10 protein-coding genes are annotated in these 16,015 nt (G+C 54.6%); all 10 read left to right on the forward strand.

Annotated features, from left to right (window positions below):
- The first annotated feature begins 24 nt into the window (after window positions 1–24).
- The 10 genes from radA (at window position 25) to QZQ29_RS02810 (ending at window position 15,673) form a co-directional block, all read left to right on the forward strand.
- Window positions 25–1,422, forward strand: coding sequence for a DNA repair protein RadA (gene radA / locus QZQ29_RS02765; RefSeq protein ID WP_296959312.1), 1,398 nt, complete (start codon window positions 25–27; stop codon window positions 1,420–1,422).
- A gap of 746 nt (window positions 1,423–2,168) precedes the next feature.
- Window positions 2,169–2,936 carry an NlpC/P60 family protein gene (locus QZQ29_RS02770; protein WP_296959315.1) on the forward strand — a complete coding sequence of 256 codons (768 nt, stop codon included), beginning with the start codon at window positions 2,169–2,171 and terminating at the stop codon, window positions 2,934–2,936.
- 78 nt (window positions 2,937–3,014) lie between these two features.
- The gene (locus QZQ29_RS02775) at window positions 3,015–3,788 is read left to right on the forward strand and encodes a nitrilase-related carbon-nitrogen hydrolase (RefSeq protein ID WP_296959318.1); all 774 of its coding nucleotides are present in this window, start codon (window positions 3,015–3,017) and stop codon (window positions 3,786–3,788) included.
- Between the two features lie 830 nt (window positions 3,789–4,618).
- The gene (alaS, locus tag QZQ29_RS02780) at window positions 4,619–7,228 is read left to right on the forward strand and encodes an alanine--tRNA ligase (protein WP_296959321.1); all 2,610 of its coding nucleotides are present in this window, start codon (window positions 4,619–4,621) and stop codon (window positions 7,226–7,228) included.
- 12 nt (window positions 7,229–7,240) lie between these two features.
- On the forward strand, window positions 7,241–7,507 hold the full coding sequence (locus QZQ29_RS02785; protein ID WP_296959324.1) for an IreB family regulatory phosphoprotein: 267 nt from the start codon (window positions 7,241–7,243) through the stop codon (window positions 7,505–7,507).
- Window position 7,508: 1 nt separating this feature from the next.
- Window positions 7,509–7,937 (forward strand): Holliday junction resolvase RuvX, encoded by a 429-nt coding sequence (ruvX, locus tag QZQ29_RS02790; RefSeq protein ID WP_296959326.1) that lies wholly within the window; start codon window positions 7,509–7,511, stop codon window positions 7,935–7,937.
- A gap of 5 nt (window positions 7,938–7,942) precedes the next feature.
- Window positions 7,943–8,206: a DUF1292 domain-containing protein gene (locus tag QZQ29_RS02795; protein ID WP_296959329.1), complete on the forward strand. Its 264-nt coding sequence runs from the start codon at window positions 7,943–7,945 to the stop codon at window positions 8,204–8,206.
- Between the two features lie 1,356 nt (window positions 8,207–9,562).
- On the forward strand, window positions 9,563–10,831 hold the full coding sequence (locus tag QZQ29_RS02800; RefSeq protein WP_296959332.1) for a DNA repair exonuclease: 1,269 nt from the start codon (window positions 9,563–9,565) through the stop codon (window positions 10,829–10,831).
- The gene (locus QZQ29_RS02805) at window positions 10,828–13,824 is read left to right on the forward strand and encodes an AAA family ATPase (protein ID WP_296959334.1); all 2,997 of its coding nucleotides are present in this window, start codon (window positions 10,828–10,830) and stop codon (window positions 13,822–13,824) included. The genes QZQ29_RS02800 and QZQ29_RS02805 overlap by 4 nt, the downstream gene beginning before the upstream one ends.
- A 742-nt stretch (window positions 13,825–14,566) precedes the next feature.
- Complete coding sequence (locus QZQ29_RS02810; RefSeq protein ID WP_296959337.1) at window positions 14,567–15,673, forward strand: acyltransferase; 1,107 nt, start codon at window positions 14,567–14,569, stop codon at window positions 15,671–15,673.
- The last annotated feature ends 342 nt before the right edge of the window (window positions 15,674–16,015 follow it).

Genomic DNA, 16,015 nt, shown 5'->3' on the forward strand with positions numbered 1-16,015 from the left:
CCAAATTTCCCAAAGGAGACCCATATGACTACCAAGGTACGTACGAAATACATCTGTTCCAACTGCGGGGCGGAGACTTTGAAGTGGATGGGGCGGTGTCCTCAGTGCGGGGAGTGGAATACCCTGGAGGAGCGGGTGGAGACGCCGGCGCCTAAGAGCATGGGGATTCCTTTATCCGCAGATCTGGGCACCTCATCCAAGCCCCAGAAGCTGTCTTCCATCAGCTATCATGGAGACAAGCGGGTGCTCCTTCATATGAAGGAAGTGGATAGGCCCCTGGGCGGCGGCATTGTGCCGGGGTCGGTTATTCTATGGGGCGGGGAGCCGGGGATCGGCAAGTCTACCCTCATCCTCCAGATATGCCATGCCATGGCGTCCCAGGGGGAGGGGGTGCTTTACTGCAGCGGCGAGGAGTCGGAAATTCAGGTGAAGCTTCGGGCGGAAAGGCTCCAGGTGAACGACGGGAGCTGCTACATTTACGCCGGAAGCAGCATTGACAGCATTCTGAAGGAGGCGGAAAAAATGAAGCCCTCCATGCTTGTCATTGATTCCATTCAGACCATGTATATTTCCGGCGTGGATTCACCCATGGGAAGTCCCGCCCAGATTCGGGACTGCACGTCTGCCCTGGTACGGTTTGCAAAGAAAACCAATATTTCCGTCATGATTGTAGGCCATGTGACGAAGGAAGGCAATCTGGCGGGCCCCCGCATTCTGGAGCATATGGTGGACGTGGTTTTCTACCTGGAAGGGGATAGGAGCTATCAGTTCCGGGTGCTCCGTACTGTAAAGAACCGTTTCGGATCCACCGCTGAGTCCGGCCTCTTCGTGATGGAAGGAAACGGCCTGAAGGGCATTGAAGACCCGTCAAAATACATGCTTAGAAACCGCAGCGAATCGGCACCGGGGTCCATGGTGGTGGCCTGCATGGAAGGCCTCCGTCCGGTGCTGGTGGAAATCCAGGCTTTGACCGTCCATTCTGTCCTTGCCATTCCCAGAAGAATTGCCGCCGGCTATGATTACAACCGCATGATTATCCTTCTGGCGGTGCTGGAAAAAAGAGCCCGCATTCCCTTTTCCTCCGACGATGTGTACCTGAATGTGGCTGGCGGATTCCGGGTCAAGGAAACGGCAGCGGACCTGGGCATTTCCCTTTCCCTGGTGTCCGTGAAAAAAGACATTCCCCTGCCGGCGGGCCTCATGGCTTTAGGAGAAATCGGACTTACCGGCGAAGTGATGCCGGTCTCCAAAATCGGCCCCCGGCTGAAGGAAGCCATCAAGATGAAATTTACATCCTTCCTCCTTCCTGAGGGAAACAGGGAAGAGGTGACGGACTTCTGCAAAAGCAACGGACTTGCCGGCATGCTGGACCATATGGTCTTCATCAGGCATCTGTCGGAGGCGGTGGAGTATATACGGTAAACACGCCCTTCGGGCGTGAGGGTTCTTAGGTTTGACGGGGCTTTCGCCCCGAGGGTGCTTAAGTTTGACATGGCCTGCGGCCATGAGGGTTGTGGTGGGCGGTTCCGCCGCCAGTATGAAAAACGATTTAGTTGACTAGTGTGCTAGTGTACTAGTAAAACCATACAACCGCCCTGCAGGCGGGGAAAAAAGGCAAACCGCCCTTCGGGCGGGGAAAAAGTGCCCCCCTTTGGTGGCTGGCGCCACCACCTTCCCCCCCCCGCTACGCGGTGGGACTATGGGTACTCAGCATTGTGCCACATGATACCAGAGGTAAGCGTAGAGCGGTTTATTCTGCCCCTTTTTAAGGGGAAGTCCGGCGCAGCCGGATAGGGGATGGCGAACGCAGTGAGCCAATCAGCAGAATGCTTATCATGCTATATGATATGGGAAGGATATCCCGTAACGCTGACTTTATACTCATCGCCGCGAAGCGGCGATACCTTCCCTTCTGAACCCTCTGAACCTTGCCACGTAGTGGCTCTAATGGCGATACCTTCCCCTCTGAATCCTGAAAAATGAAACTATCTCACTAGTCCACCAGCTCACCAGCTCACTAGTCCACTAACACCCCACTAATTCATAGAGGAAATCCCTTTCCAAATGTGGTAAAATATAAAGGAAATTAATGTGCTAAATTGGATAATTATGAAATCAGATAGAAATTGGAAGGGGAAATGACGGCGCAGCCGGGATTTCCGAGGTGGATGAGTAGAATCAAAGGAAGTGCAGGCATGAAGAGGAAACTGTGCGTTCTGCTGTTGACAGGCGTGCTTGCTTTGGGGACAGCAGGAATTTCACATGCAGATTACATGATCGGCTCCCAGGGGCAGGAGGTTAGGAATCTGCAGAAGCGGCTCAATGTGTATGGGTTCAAGGTGAAGGCTGATGGCAATTACAATGTGGCCACCAGCAATGCGGTGAAGAAGTTCCAGCGGAGGAAACATCTTTCCGCCGACGGCATTGTGGGGCCGGTGACTTACAAGGCTCTCATGGGAAAGACCATGTACAAGCCGAAGGTCCAGTCTTCGGGCCGGGGAAATGCGTCCATTCCCTATGTGGGCATCGATGATTCCCGGGTGGAGTGGCATAAGGCGGGACCCATGAGCGATACGGTGAAGGCCATTACGGCGGAGGCCCAGAAATATGTGGGCGTGCCCTACCAGTTCGGCGGCACCACGCCTTCGGGCTTTGACTGCTCCGGTTTTATCCAGTATGTGTTTAACCGGAAGGGCATCGTTCTTCCAAGAGGGGCGGACGAGCAGTATCTTTCCGGCAGGAAGATTTCCGTGAATGCCCTGGAACCGGGGGACCTGGTATTCTTCAGAACTTACGAGGAAGGGGTATCCCATTCCGGACTGTACCTGGGGGACGGTTATTTCATCAGCGCCACCAGCAGCCGGGGCGTGGCGGTGGCCACCATGAAGAACGGCTACTGGCATGACCGGTATGTGGGAGCCAACCGGGTACTTTGACAAAATGAAACCAATGAGGGCTGTAAAGAAATATGATTCATATTTCCTACAGCCCTTTGTATATGCTGAGGTGATGGAATGAGAATCGCAATGCTGCAGATGGATGTGGCAGAGGGGGATAAGGAAAGAAATATCCGCCACGCCTTCGATCTTCTGGAGGAGGCGGCGTCTTCGGCGGATGTGCTGGTGATGCCGGAGCTCTGGACCATCGGATACAATTTCCATGATTTTAAAAACAGGGTGACCAGACCCGGCGACGGTCTTCTGGAAAGGCTTTCTTCCTTTGCCGCCTACCACCATGTGACTCTGGAAGCGGGCACCCTTCCCATCGAAAAGGAGGGGGCCGTGAAAAACACGGGGCTCCTTTTCGGCCCAGACGGGAGAATCCGGGCCCATTACAGCAAGAGGCATCTTTTCTACGGTTATCTGGAGGCCCAGCTCATGGTGCCCGGGAGCCATCTTATGAATACGGAAATCGGCGGCGTACGGACCGGCATGGCGGTGTGCTATGAATTCTATTTCCCCAAAATGTGGAGGAAAATGGCGAAAGCCGGCACCACCCTGGTCCTGGCGCCGGCGTCGTGGCCAAAGGTCCACCTTTCCCAGTGGGACGTGCTCACCAGGGCCAGGGCCATTGAAAACGGCATGTGCATCTGCGCCGTCAACATGGTAGGCACCTACCATGGCGTCCAGCTGGGCGGCCATTCCCGCTTCATCGACCCCGTGGGAAACCTGGAAGTGGAAGGGGATCTGGAAGAGCATATTTACTATGCGGACTACGATGAGGTGAAATATAAGGATCTGGGAAAGCAGCTGGCGGTGATTCGGCTGGAGAAGGAAATAGGGCAGTAAAGGGGCGCAGAGCGCCCCGGGTTCAAAAGGTTCAGAAGGTTCAAAGGGGAAGGTATCGCCTGACGGCGATGAGTATAAAATCAGCGTTACGGGATTGGCTTTTGTGTCTCAAATGCTGCATGGCGTAGAGCCAGAGCTCCCTTCCTTTGGAAGGCAGAAACCCTGCAGAGGGCTTCTGAGCCGGGCTCTTATTTGAGCATAGTCTGCACACAAAGCGAACACCTTAAAGCCCGGCCGGAGGTGTTGCCATCAGGCGACGGAGGATAGGGGCGTCAGGTCTTTCGGACCTATCCTCAGCCCTATCGGGCAGCTCCTTCTTGGGGAAGGAGCCTGACGTTACGGGATTGGCTTCCTGTATCATATAGCATGATAAACATTCTGCTGATTGGCTCACTGCGTTCGCCACCCCCTATCCGGCTTCGCCGGACTTCCCCCTATTCAGGGGGCAGAATAGGCCTCTCAATGCTTCCCCACAGAGTAATGTGGCACAATGCTGAGTACCCATAGTGCCCCCGCTTGCGGGGGAAAGGTGGCGGCGCAGCCACCAAAGGGGGAGAGCGCTTTTCCCTGCCCATAAGGGCGGTTTGCCTGTTTTCCCACGGGCGAAGCCCGGTTGTAAAGGTTTTATTCATATTGGCGGCGAAGCCGCCCACCACAACCCTCTGAACCCTCTGAACCCTTTGAACCTTCTGAACCTGAGCCGCGAAGCGGCTCCAATGGGAGTGCCGTTTAAAATCTCATATGAATCTAAATCATAAACAAATATCTATTTGCATGGACCGTGCAAGTCATATATAATGAAGAACACAAATACATTAAGGGGGTTTATCATGAAGGGCAATGATATTCGTGAATCATATCTTTCATTTTTTGAAAATCAAAAAGGCCATCTGAGATTGAAGAGCTTCTCTCTGATCCCGAAGGATGACCCCAGTCTTCTTTTAATCGGTGCAGGCATGGCGCCTTTGAAGCCGTATTTCACAGGCAAGGTGGAGCCGCCGCGTCATCGTGTCACCACCAGCCAGAAATGCATCCGCACCGGCGACATTGAGAACGTGGGACACACGGCAAGGCACCATACTTTCTTTGAAATGCTGGGGAATTTCTCCTTTGGCGACTATTTCAAGAAGGAAGCCATCAGCTGGGCCTGGGAATTTCTGACTGAAGTTTTGAAGCTGGACCAGTCCCGCCTGTATGTCACCATTTATCCTGATGACCATGAAGCCCATGATTACTGGCACAAGATGATCGGTCTGCCGGAAAACCATATTTATCCGCTGTCCGATAATTTCTGGGAAATCGGGGAAGGTCCCTGCGGCCCGGACTCTGAAATTTTCTACGACCAGGGCGAGGAATTCGGCACGGATCCGGAAAATCAGATGGGCGGGGACGGCGACCGTTTCCTGGAAATCTGGAACCTCGTATTCTCCCAGTATGACCGCCAGAAGGACGGCTCCTATCTGCCCCTGGCCAAGAAGAACATCGATACCGGCGCAGGCCTGGAACGTCTGGCAGCGGTGCTCCAGAAGAAGAAAAACAACTTTGAAACGGACCTGTTCTTCCCGATTATTGAAGAAGCAGCCGCTCTCTCCGGCGTACCCTATGGAAAGAGCGCCCAGGGCGATGTGGCGCTGAAGGTCATTTCCGACCATGCCCGTGCCATTACGAACATGATTGCCGACGGCATCCTCCCGTCCAACGAAGGCAGGGGCTACGTGCTCCGAAGGATTCTGCGCCGGGCTGTCCGTTTCGGCAAGCTCCTGGGCATCCAGGACGCTTTCATCGGACAGATGATCGACGTGGTTATCAGCATGATGAAACCGGCGTATCCGGAATTGGTGGATAAGCAGGCTTTCATTAAGAAAGTGGCCGGCGTAGAGGAAGACCGTTTCCACTCTACCCTGAATGCGGGCACCGACCTTCTTTCCGAAATGCTGGAAGATACAAAGAAGAAACAGAACACCGTCCTTTCCGGCGACAAGGTGTTCAAGCTCTACGATACCTACGGTTTCCCCTGGGAACTGACCGATGAAATCGCCAAGGAACAGGGCCTGACCATTGATAAGGAAGGCTTTGAAGCAGCCATGGCTGAGCAGAAGGAAAGAGCCAGAGCGGCCAGAGCCAAAGTTTCCGCCAAGGTGGCAACCCCTGACACCACAAAGCTCGATGCAGCAAGCCTCACCACAGAAGATAAGGACGGAGAAACAAAGCTCCTCCTTCTGGGGAAAGATGGAAAGGAAATCAAGGAAGCCGCTGACGGCACCGAAGTCACCGTCATTCTCAGGAACAACCCCTTCCATGCAGAAGGCGGCGGACAGGTAGGCGACACCGGCACCATTACCGGACCGGAAGGCGTCATTGACGTGGAAGATACGAAGAAACTCCCCGACGGCATTGTGTACGTCATCGGCACTGTACGGGAAGGCACCATTTCCGAAGGCGATACGGTGAAGGCCGTGGTGGACAGGGAAAGAAGAGAAGACCTGGCCAGAAACCACACCGGCACCCATATGCTGCAGGCAGCGCTCCGTGAAGTGCTGGGCGGACAGGTGAACCAGGCAGGATCCCTGGTGCTTCCTGACCGGCTCCGTTTCGATTTCACCTGGCCTGAACCGCTTTCCGCAAAACAGCTCTCCGCTGTGGAAGAAGTGGTGAACCGTGAAATCCTCCATGCCCTTCCGGTAAATATTACGGAAATGCCTCTGGAAGAAGCAAAGAAATCGGGTGCCATGGCCCTCTTCGGAGAAAAGTACGGCGCTGTAGTCCGCGTCGTTTCCGTAGGCCATTTCAGTAAGGAACTCTGCGGCGGCAGCCATGTGGCCAACTCCGGCGAACTGGGCTCCTTCCGCATTATCAGCGAAGGCGGCATCGGCTCCGGCCTGCGCCGCATCGAAGCGGTCACCGGCAAGAAGGCCTATGAAATGATGAAGGCCGACCGGGCGCTCCTTGAAAATTCCGCTTCCCTTCTGAAGGGCAAAGTGGAAAATATTCCTGAAAAGATTGAAAAACTCCTGTCCGAAGTGAGGGACCTGGAAAAACAGCTGGAAGCCATGAAGAAGCAGCAGACGAAAGACGAACTGGGCTCCATCATGCAGAACGTGCAGGAAAAGAAGGGCATCCCCTTCTTTGGCGCCGTGGTTCATGCAGACAACATGGACGATCTCAGAAAGGCTGCGGACGTGGTGAAGGCGAAACTCACCGGCGGCGCATTCATTCTGGGCACCGTTTCCGGCGATAAGGTAAACCTGGTGGGCATGGCTTCTCCGGAAGCGGTGAAGGCCGGTGTCCATATGGGCAAAGTAGTTTCCAAAGCAGCTAAAATCTGCGGCGGCGGCGGTGGCGGCAAACCGGCGGTAGCACAGGCCGGCGGTCGTGATACATCGAAGCTGGAAGACGCAGTGAACGCAGGCGTTTCAGCGATTGCTGACATGCTTGATTAAGGAGGGATATATATGTCAGTCTCTGATGAAACGATTTTATTCAATACCAATGCCGATGAAGGTGAAAACCGGCAGGCCGCCATGGTTCTGCAGGAAGTCTATGGGGCTCTGAAAGAAGCAGGGCATAATCCTACGGTACAGCTGGTGGGATATCTTGTTTCAGGAGAGCCGACATATATTACTTCCCGTCATGACGCCAGAAGGCTCATTTCCGGCATCGAAAGGGACGAACTGGTGGAAGAACTGGTCCGTTTCTATGTCAAGCACAAGGGCCTCTGATATGAGAATCATGAGTCTTGACGTAGGCTCCGTCACCATCGGCGTGGCGGTGAGCGACCTTTTCGGCTGGACCGCCCAGGGCCTGGAAACCATCCGCCATACCACCAGGGAAGCGGATTTCAAAAGGCTCCGGGAGCTCACCGACCAGTACAAGGTGGAAGAATTCGTCATCGGCCTGCCGCTCAACATGGACGGCACAAAGGGCATCCGGGTGGAAAGGACAGAGGCCTTCGCAGAAGAACTTTCCAAAGCCTTCCCGGATATTCCCTACCACTTCTGGGACGAAAGGCTTACCACCGTGATGGCCCAGAAACAGCTCATCGCCGCCGACGTGAGCCGCAGGAAACGAAAGAAAGTCATAGATAAAATGGCAGCTGTGGCCATCCTGGAAGGATATCTGCAGCATCTTTCATTCAAAAACAGAGGATAAAACCTATGACCGACAAAAAAGAAGACCCCATCATTATTACCATCACCGGTCCCGAAGGGGACGAGAGGGACTACGTGCAGGACACGGTGATTCCCTTCGCAGGAAAAGAATTCGCCGTGCTGGTGTCCATTCCTGAAAAGGAAGACTCCGAAGAAGAGCCGGACATCATCCTCGCCAGAATCGACAAGGACGAAAACGGCGAAGCGGTCTACGTACCGCCGACGGATGAGGAATATGATGCGGTGGCGGATATTTACGACGCCATGTAAGAAAACGGACAAAGAGAACTGCGGCCTGCACTGCCGCAGTTCTTTTGTGCTTATATATGTGATAGAATAGGAAGAAAGCGCGCTGGGGGGCCGCGGAGCGGCCCCGGGTTCAGAGGGTTCAGAGGGGGAAAGGGTTCTTAAGATTGACAGCGCCTGCGGCGCTGAGGGTTCTCAGGTTTGACGGCCCCATGGGGCCGAGGGTTGTGGTGGGCGGCTGCGCCGCCAATATAAATAAAACCTTTACAACCGGGCTTCGCCCGTGGGAAAACAGGCAAACCGCCCTTACGGGCGATGGAAAAGCGCTCCCCCTTTGGTGGCTGCGCCACCACCGTCCCCCCGCAAGCGGTGGGACAACAACCCGTGCTTACTTTAGAGCCACATATGAGTGGAATGTTATACGGAGCTTTATTGTGCCCCCGCACAGCGGGGTGGCAAGGGAACACGATTCGTAGGGGAGCGTAGCGACCTGAGAATCGTGTGACACGCTTCACACCGTGGCAAAGGTGGTGCCGTAAGGCACCAAAGGGGGGAAAAGCCGCTGCAGGCGGCTAATCACCGAACTGCTATTCAGTGCATATGACACCAAGGAAAAGCATAGAATAGCCTTCCTGCCGACCGGGTTTTATAGCCATATGCTTCGAGTACCGAGATTCTTCGCTTCGCTCAGAATGACGATAGGGTGGAAAGGTAAATCCCGTAACGCCCTTGCGTCCCCTTTAGGGGAAGAGGGCCACGAAGTGGCGCAGGGGTGTACGACGCTGCAAGTCGAATTGATACTCTACGCTGCCCTGACTGCCAATCGGCAGCCTTCCCGCCGACCGGTATTTAACAGCATTGCCTCATAAGCGGCACGTACCGAGATTCTTCGCCTACGGCTCAGAATGACACGTAGGGCGGGAAAGTTAGCACGTAACGCAGTCTAACATCTATCGTCTGTCGTCTATCGTCTAATCCACGCCCCTATCCTCCGTCGCCTGCGGCGACACCCGCTGGCCGGGCTTTAAGGTGTTCGCTTAATGTGCAGGCTATGCTCACACAAGAGCCCGGCTCAGAAGCCCTCTGCAGGACTTCTGCCTGGGGAAGGGGGCTCTGGCTCTTCGTCATGCAGCACTGGAGACACAGAAGCCAATCCCGTAACGCACTTGCCTCCCCCATCTATGGGGGAGGGGGACCGCGATGGCGGTGGAAGGGGGCCGCGTCAGCGGCATATAAAACTCATCGCCGCGAAGCGGCGATACCTTCCCCTCTGAACCCTCTGAACCCTTTGAACCTTTTGAACCTTCTGAACCGTTATAAACTGCAAACTATAAACTAGAAACTCTAGAGACATACACAAGAAACATACAAGGAGGACGTATGGGTAAACATTTTTCTTTTATCCATTGTGCTGATCTTCATCTGGGGGAACCGTTCAGCGATATCCGCATGGGAAGCAGCGGTCCCTGGAATGAACAGATAGGGAAGGCCACGTTTAAGGCCTTCGAGAAGGTGGTGGATGCGGCGCTGGAGAACCGGGTGGATGCCATCCTGATTTCCGGCGACGTGTACAACGGCGACCACCACAGTTTGTCTGCCCAGATGGCCTTTGCCCGGGAGCTTTACCGGGCGGCCCAGGGGGGCATCGAGGTGTACCTGGTCCACGGGAACCATGACCCCGGAGAAGCGTGGCGGGCGGATATTCCGCTGCCGGAGACGGTGCACATTTTTCCGGCGGATTCGGTTTCTTCCTTTCCCCTCATGAAGGACGGGGAGAAGGCGGCCACCATTTATGGGATTTCCTATAAAACCCGTCATGTGAAGGAGAATCTGGCCAAGGAGTTTCACCGGGAGAAGGACGACGGCTTTGCCATTGGCATGCTTCACACCGACATGGGCGGCGCAGAATCTCCCTACGCGCCCTGCACGGCGGACGATCTGAAGGCGGCGGGCATGGATTACTGGGCTCTGGGCCATGTGCATACGAGGAAAACCGTTTCCACGTCCCCCTACATTGTGTACCCCGGCAATACCCAGGGTCTGTCCCTGAAGGAAATCGGACCCCGGGGCTGTTACCTGGTGGACGTAGGCGCCTACGGCACGGTGACTTTGAAATTCATTGAAACCGACGTTATCCGCTGGATGGACATGACCATGGATATTTCCGCCTATTCCCAGGCGGAGGAGCTGATTTCCGCGGTGACGAAAAGGCGGAGCGGCCTCAAGGAGCTCACGGGACGGCCCAACATTATACGCCTCGTGTGCACCGGCAGCGGCCCCCTTCATGAGGTGCTTTCCACGGAAGACGGCAGGGATTTCATTCTGCAGTCCTTAAACGATAAGGAACAGTTCCGCTACCTCTTTGCCTGGTTCGTCCGTCTGGAGGATCGGACAAGGAGTGCCATCGATTTGAAGGAACGACGGGAGCTTCCAGACGTGACCGGCAATTTCCTCAAGGCCTTCGATGACATGGACCATTTGGAGGAAGAAAAGAAAAAGGAAGCACTCCGGCAGATGGCTGAAAGGCAGCCGGAATTTGTGAAATATAAGAAGCTGCTCCATTCCCTTCCTGACGAGAGCCTGCTTCGTGCATTCCGGAAAGCAGAGCTCCTGGGGGCGGAAATGCTGACGAAAGAGGAGGAAAAATGAAAATCACCGATCTCCAGCTGCAGCAGTACGGCATTTATCGCAATGCCTCCTGGCAGCCGTCCCAGACCTCCCTCAACATTGTGATGGGGGAGAACGAAAGCGGTAAAACCACCATGCTCCGTTTCATCAGGGACATGCTCTTCGGCTACGGCCGGGGCAAATGGCAGGGACGGAAAGGAAATATGGGATTCGTCCGTTCCGACGGACAGTTTTACCGGGTGTACCGCAATGAAAAGGACCAGTGGTTTGAAAACGCAAACCACGTGAAATTCACGGAAGACCTGCCCGCCGCCTGGTGGCACGGTCTCAACCGTTCTATTTATGAAAAAATCTTCGCCGTGGGGCTGGAAGACCTGCAGGGTGCCAATTTCCTGGCCAATGACAATGTAAGAAGCCGTTTCTTCATGCTCCAGGGCGGCGACAAGCTGGCCAATGCCAAGGCGGAGCTGGAAGAAGCGAAGGCCAAGCTCTTTTCCGCCAGCCCCCAGGGGAAGCGGAAAATCAACCAGCTGGCGGCGGACCTGGAAGAAGCGGAAAAGGAACTGGACAGCCTGTCCAACCAGGAAAAGGAATTTTCCGACCTCCAGCGGAAGCAGGAGGAGATGAAGAAACAGATTTCCGACCTCCAAAAAAAGCTGGACAGGGACAATGAAGAAAATGACCTTCTGGAAAAAAGGCTGGGCGCCTGGAAATACTACCGGCAGGCGGTGGATGTGAAGCACCAGCTGGACCTGTCTTCCCAGGTCACCATGTTCCCTACCAACGGCAAGGAACAGTGGAACCAGCTCATGAACCGCATGAAGGTAATTCACGACCAGAAGGAGTCCCTCCAGAAAAAGCTGGATGCCTACAAGCCGGTGAAGAAAGAGGAAATCATCCCCTGGATGGGCGTGGAAAATGAACTGGAAAAGCTCTACGTGGACCTGGGCCAGTGGCGGCAGACCCTGCAGGACGCGGAGGATATGGAAAAGGAAAAGGCGGACTGGCGCATCGATTTCGTCAATCTGGGCTATTCCCTGCCCCTCTGGGACCATGCGCTGAGCCTGGACAAACCCTGCGCCAGCGTGGACTGGGAAGAGGGGAGGCGCCTCGCAGGAAGCCTGGGCGTTCGGAACAACGAGCTCCATTTCTGGGAGCAGCGGGAACCGGAGGTGGAAAAACTCACCGGCGACATGGCCCTTCCGGAAAAGACGGAGTCCGAGTCGGACTGGCAGAAAGTGGAATCCATGGCCTCCGAGCTGGAGCAGGTGCTCCATGAAGAAGCGGACATCCAGTCTGAAATCGACAGCCTGCGCTCCACGGAAGACAAGAAATACACCCCATGGCTGTGGCTTTCCCTGGCCTTCCTTCTGGCGGCGGCAGGCGGCATCGGCGCATTCTATACCGCCAGCGCCGGCGTGGCAGCCATGTACGGCGCCGCCGGCGCCGCAGCACTGGGCATCCTTTTCTTCCTCCTTCACAGCCACACCGTCCATAAAAAGGGAAATACCCTGGAAAAACTGGCATCCCGGAAGGAAGAACTGGAAGCGCAGCGGAAAAAGGTAAGCCATAGTTTCCCGGGGCAGGCGCCGAAAACGGTGGACGAACTTCGGGCTTTCCACAATCTCATGCAGGAAAAGCGGTCCGATTTCTACCAGGACCAGGCTAAAAGGCAGGCGGTGTCCTGGAAAAAGGAAACCATCCGGAAACAGCAGCAGCAGCATAAAAACTGGGAAGAAGAAGGCAGCATCCTCAGGGAAAAGAGGGACAAGGCCGAAAAGGCCTGGAACGACTGGCTCGCAAAGAACAGCCTTCCCCAAACGGGAGAGGAAAACCTCTCTGCCCTCCAGGAACAGTGGCAGAAAATCTACTCCGCCGAAGGCAAGGGCAAAATCCTGGACCTCCGCCTGGAACAGATTGACGCCAAACTGGACGCCTTTGCCGAAAGGGCCCAGGCCATCATTTCCGCTACGAAACTTCCCTACGCCGTAAATCCCGACAGCATTGCGGATATTTACGAAGAAAACCACCGCCGCAGCCTAGAATGGGAAGGCCTTCAGGAAAAGAACAACCAGCACGAAGCCTACGAAAAGGAAATGGCAAAACTCGACGACAGCTGGGCCTCCTGCAAGCGGGAAATGGATACGCTCTTGAACCTGGTTCACGCCAAGAACGCTGAAGAATTTGCGGAAAAAGTGAACGCCCACGAACACCACGACCAGATTGCCAAGGAGTGGGAAAGGGTGAAACAGGACCTCCGCATGTACGCCGGCGGCGAAGAAGAATTTGAATCCCTCTGGCACGCCCTGGAAACGGGCCAGTACGATGAGTGGATGGACAAGCACAACAAGCTCACCCGAGAAATCGAAGAGGACAACGCCAAACTGGGGGACCTCCAGAGAAGCCAGGGCGCCATAGACAACGAAATCTTCCGCCTCGCCGGAGACGACTCCATGACCGAAGCACTCCAGAAAAAAGAAAAAATCGAAGCGGAACTGAAATCCCTTCTGGGCGAATGGCTCACCCTCATGTATACCGAAGAACTCCTGAGCCGCGCACAGGCCATCTACGAATCCGGCCGGCAGCCGGAAATCATGAAAATGGCCAATGAATTCCTGAAAGACATGACCATGGGAAAATATGCCCTCCATATTTCCGACAACGGCAAAGACATTTACATCGAAGACAGCATGCACGGCGTAAAGACAGAAAAAATCTGGTCCTCCGGCACCGGAGACCAGGTGTACCTCGCCATCCGCCTGGCCATGGCCCTCTCCTTCGGCGAGCAGATCGAACCGCTTCCCATCGTCCTGGACGACATCTTCGTCCGATTCGATGAAAAACGGCAGCGCGAAACCCTCCGCTTCCTCATGGAACTGGGCAAAAAACAGCAGATTTTCCTCTTCACCTGCCACGAAAGAACCATGCATATCGCAGAAGAAGTGGGCTATGAAAAGGGAACCGGAGAATTCATCCACCTGTCCGCCGGGCAGATTGAGCAGGTGGGGAGTTGAGGGGCCGCTTGGCGGCCCCATGGACACGCCCTTCGGGCGTGAGGGTTCAAAAGGTTCAAAGGGTTCTGAAGTTTGACGCGCCTTCGGCGCGAGGGTTGTGGTAGGCGGCTGCGCCGCCAGTATTATAAAACCTTTAAAACCGGGCTTCGCCCGATGGAAAACAGGAAAACCGCCCTGGCGGGCGGGGGAAAAGTCGCCGTAGGCGACTAATTCACCGTAATGCTATTCATCGCATGTGAAGCCAAGGAAAAGCATAGAGCAGCCTTCCCGCCGACCGGTATTTAATAGCATTTGTCTCATAAGCGACTTGTACTGAGATTCTTCGCCTGCGGCTCAGAATGACGAGTAGGGCGGGAAGGAAATCCCGTAACGCAGTCTGACGTCTGATTTCTGACTTCTATCGTCTAATCCACGCCCCTATCCTCTGTCGCCTAACGGCGACACCTCCTTCCTAAGGAAGGAGGCTTTAGCACTTCGTCTTGTAGCAATGGTGACAAAAAAGTAAATCCCGTAACGCTGACTTCATACTCATCGCCGAAGGCGATACCTTCCCCTTTGAACCCTCTGAACCTTTTGAACCTTCTGAACCCAGGCCGCTTCGCGGCCCCTGGGCGATACCACAACCCTCAGCGGCGAAGCCGCTGTCAAACTTAAGAACCCTCCGGCCAATGGCCGGTCAATCTTACGAACCTTTTCCAACGCCCATCATCTCACTCCATTAGAAAGAAGGTATCCTTATCCTATGAACACAGAAAAAACGGTCTCTGCCAGTGGACGAAAGAAGAAGCTGCATATTGAATTTCTTCGGGCCCTCTGTATCTGGCTGGTCATGTTTACCCACACATCCACAGCCGGGTTTTCGCTTTACATTGAGCGGCCCGCTTCTTTTTTCTATCCCCTCTATCTGGCGGTGCCTTTCTGGGTGAAGACGGCGGTGCCTATTTTCTTTATGATTTCCGGCGCCCTGCTGCTGGGTAAGGAGGAGCCTCTGTCCCGCATCTGGAAGAAGCGGATATGGCGGTTCCTGCAGGTGATTTTTGTTTTTTCACTCATTAATTATGTATGGTTCTACCATAACCTGCCGCTCACGATTCCCGGCCATATTGCCAAGTTCTTTACCATGCTCTACACGTCGGATCTCGCCACGGCCTACTATTTTCTCTATATTTATATTTCCTTCCTATTAATGCTCCCCATCTGGCGGAAGCTGGTGAAGGTGCTGGACGAGAATCTGTATCTGTACCTCATCGGCCTCAATCTGTTCTTCGTAGGTCTGGTGCCCATGATTTCCTTCCTCATCTTCAAGGGGAGCGCGGAAATGAATTATTTCCTGAATCCTCTTCTGGCGGTGAGCGAGCCCACCTTTTACTTCCTCATGGGTTACTGGATTGAAAACGTACTGCCACAGAGCTGGCTGACCAAGAGAAATCTGGTGAAACTGGGCATCGCCGCCCTCCTTGGCACATGCGCTGCCGGCGGCATGACCTGGTACCACGGCGTGGCAGCCGGGGGGATGACCGAAGCCATTTCGGAGCGGTTCTACGATTCCTTCCTCTTCTTAAACACCGCCTTTGTCTTCTGCACCTGCCGCTGGTGGTTCCATACTCACCACGTATCGGAAAAGGCATCAAAGGCCCTGGTCTTCTTCGGCGGCATGTCCTTTGGGGTTATGCTGTTTGAAGAAATTACAAGAAATCTGACCCATGTGATTTATACCCACGTCCTCTTGAAATACATGTACCGCATTCCCTTTATCGACGCGGTCATCTGGATATGCATGGCCTACGCCCTGGGGGTTTTGATTACCTGGGGGATTAAGAAGATACCCTACTTTGAGAGGCTCATATAGGGGGGGCCGCTCCGCGGCCCCGGGTTCAAAGGGTTCGGCCCGCCGGAGGCGGGCTGGTTCATAGGGTTCAGAGGGGGCCTTATGGACACGCCCTTTGGGCGTGAGGGTTCAAAGGGTTCAAAAGGTGCAAAGGGTTCAGAGGGTTGTGGTGGGCGGCTGCGCCGCCAGTATGAAAAAACGATTTAGTTAACTGGTGTGCTAGTGTACTAGTGTACTAGTTAAACCATACAACCGCCCTGCGGGCGGGGAAAACCATACAACCGCGGCTAACGGTCAGTCGATTAAAAGGAAGGCCCTTTTATGGGCAGGCTAAGGGCCAACTTCGACTGACTTGCACATTCT

It is taken from the genome of uncultured Dialister sp. (genome assembly GCF_900538805.1).
GTDB lineage: Bacteria > Bacillota > Negativicutes > Veillonellales > Dialisteraceae > Dialister.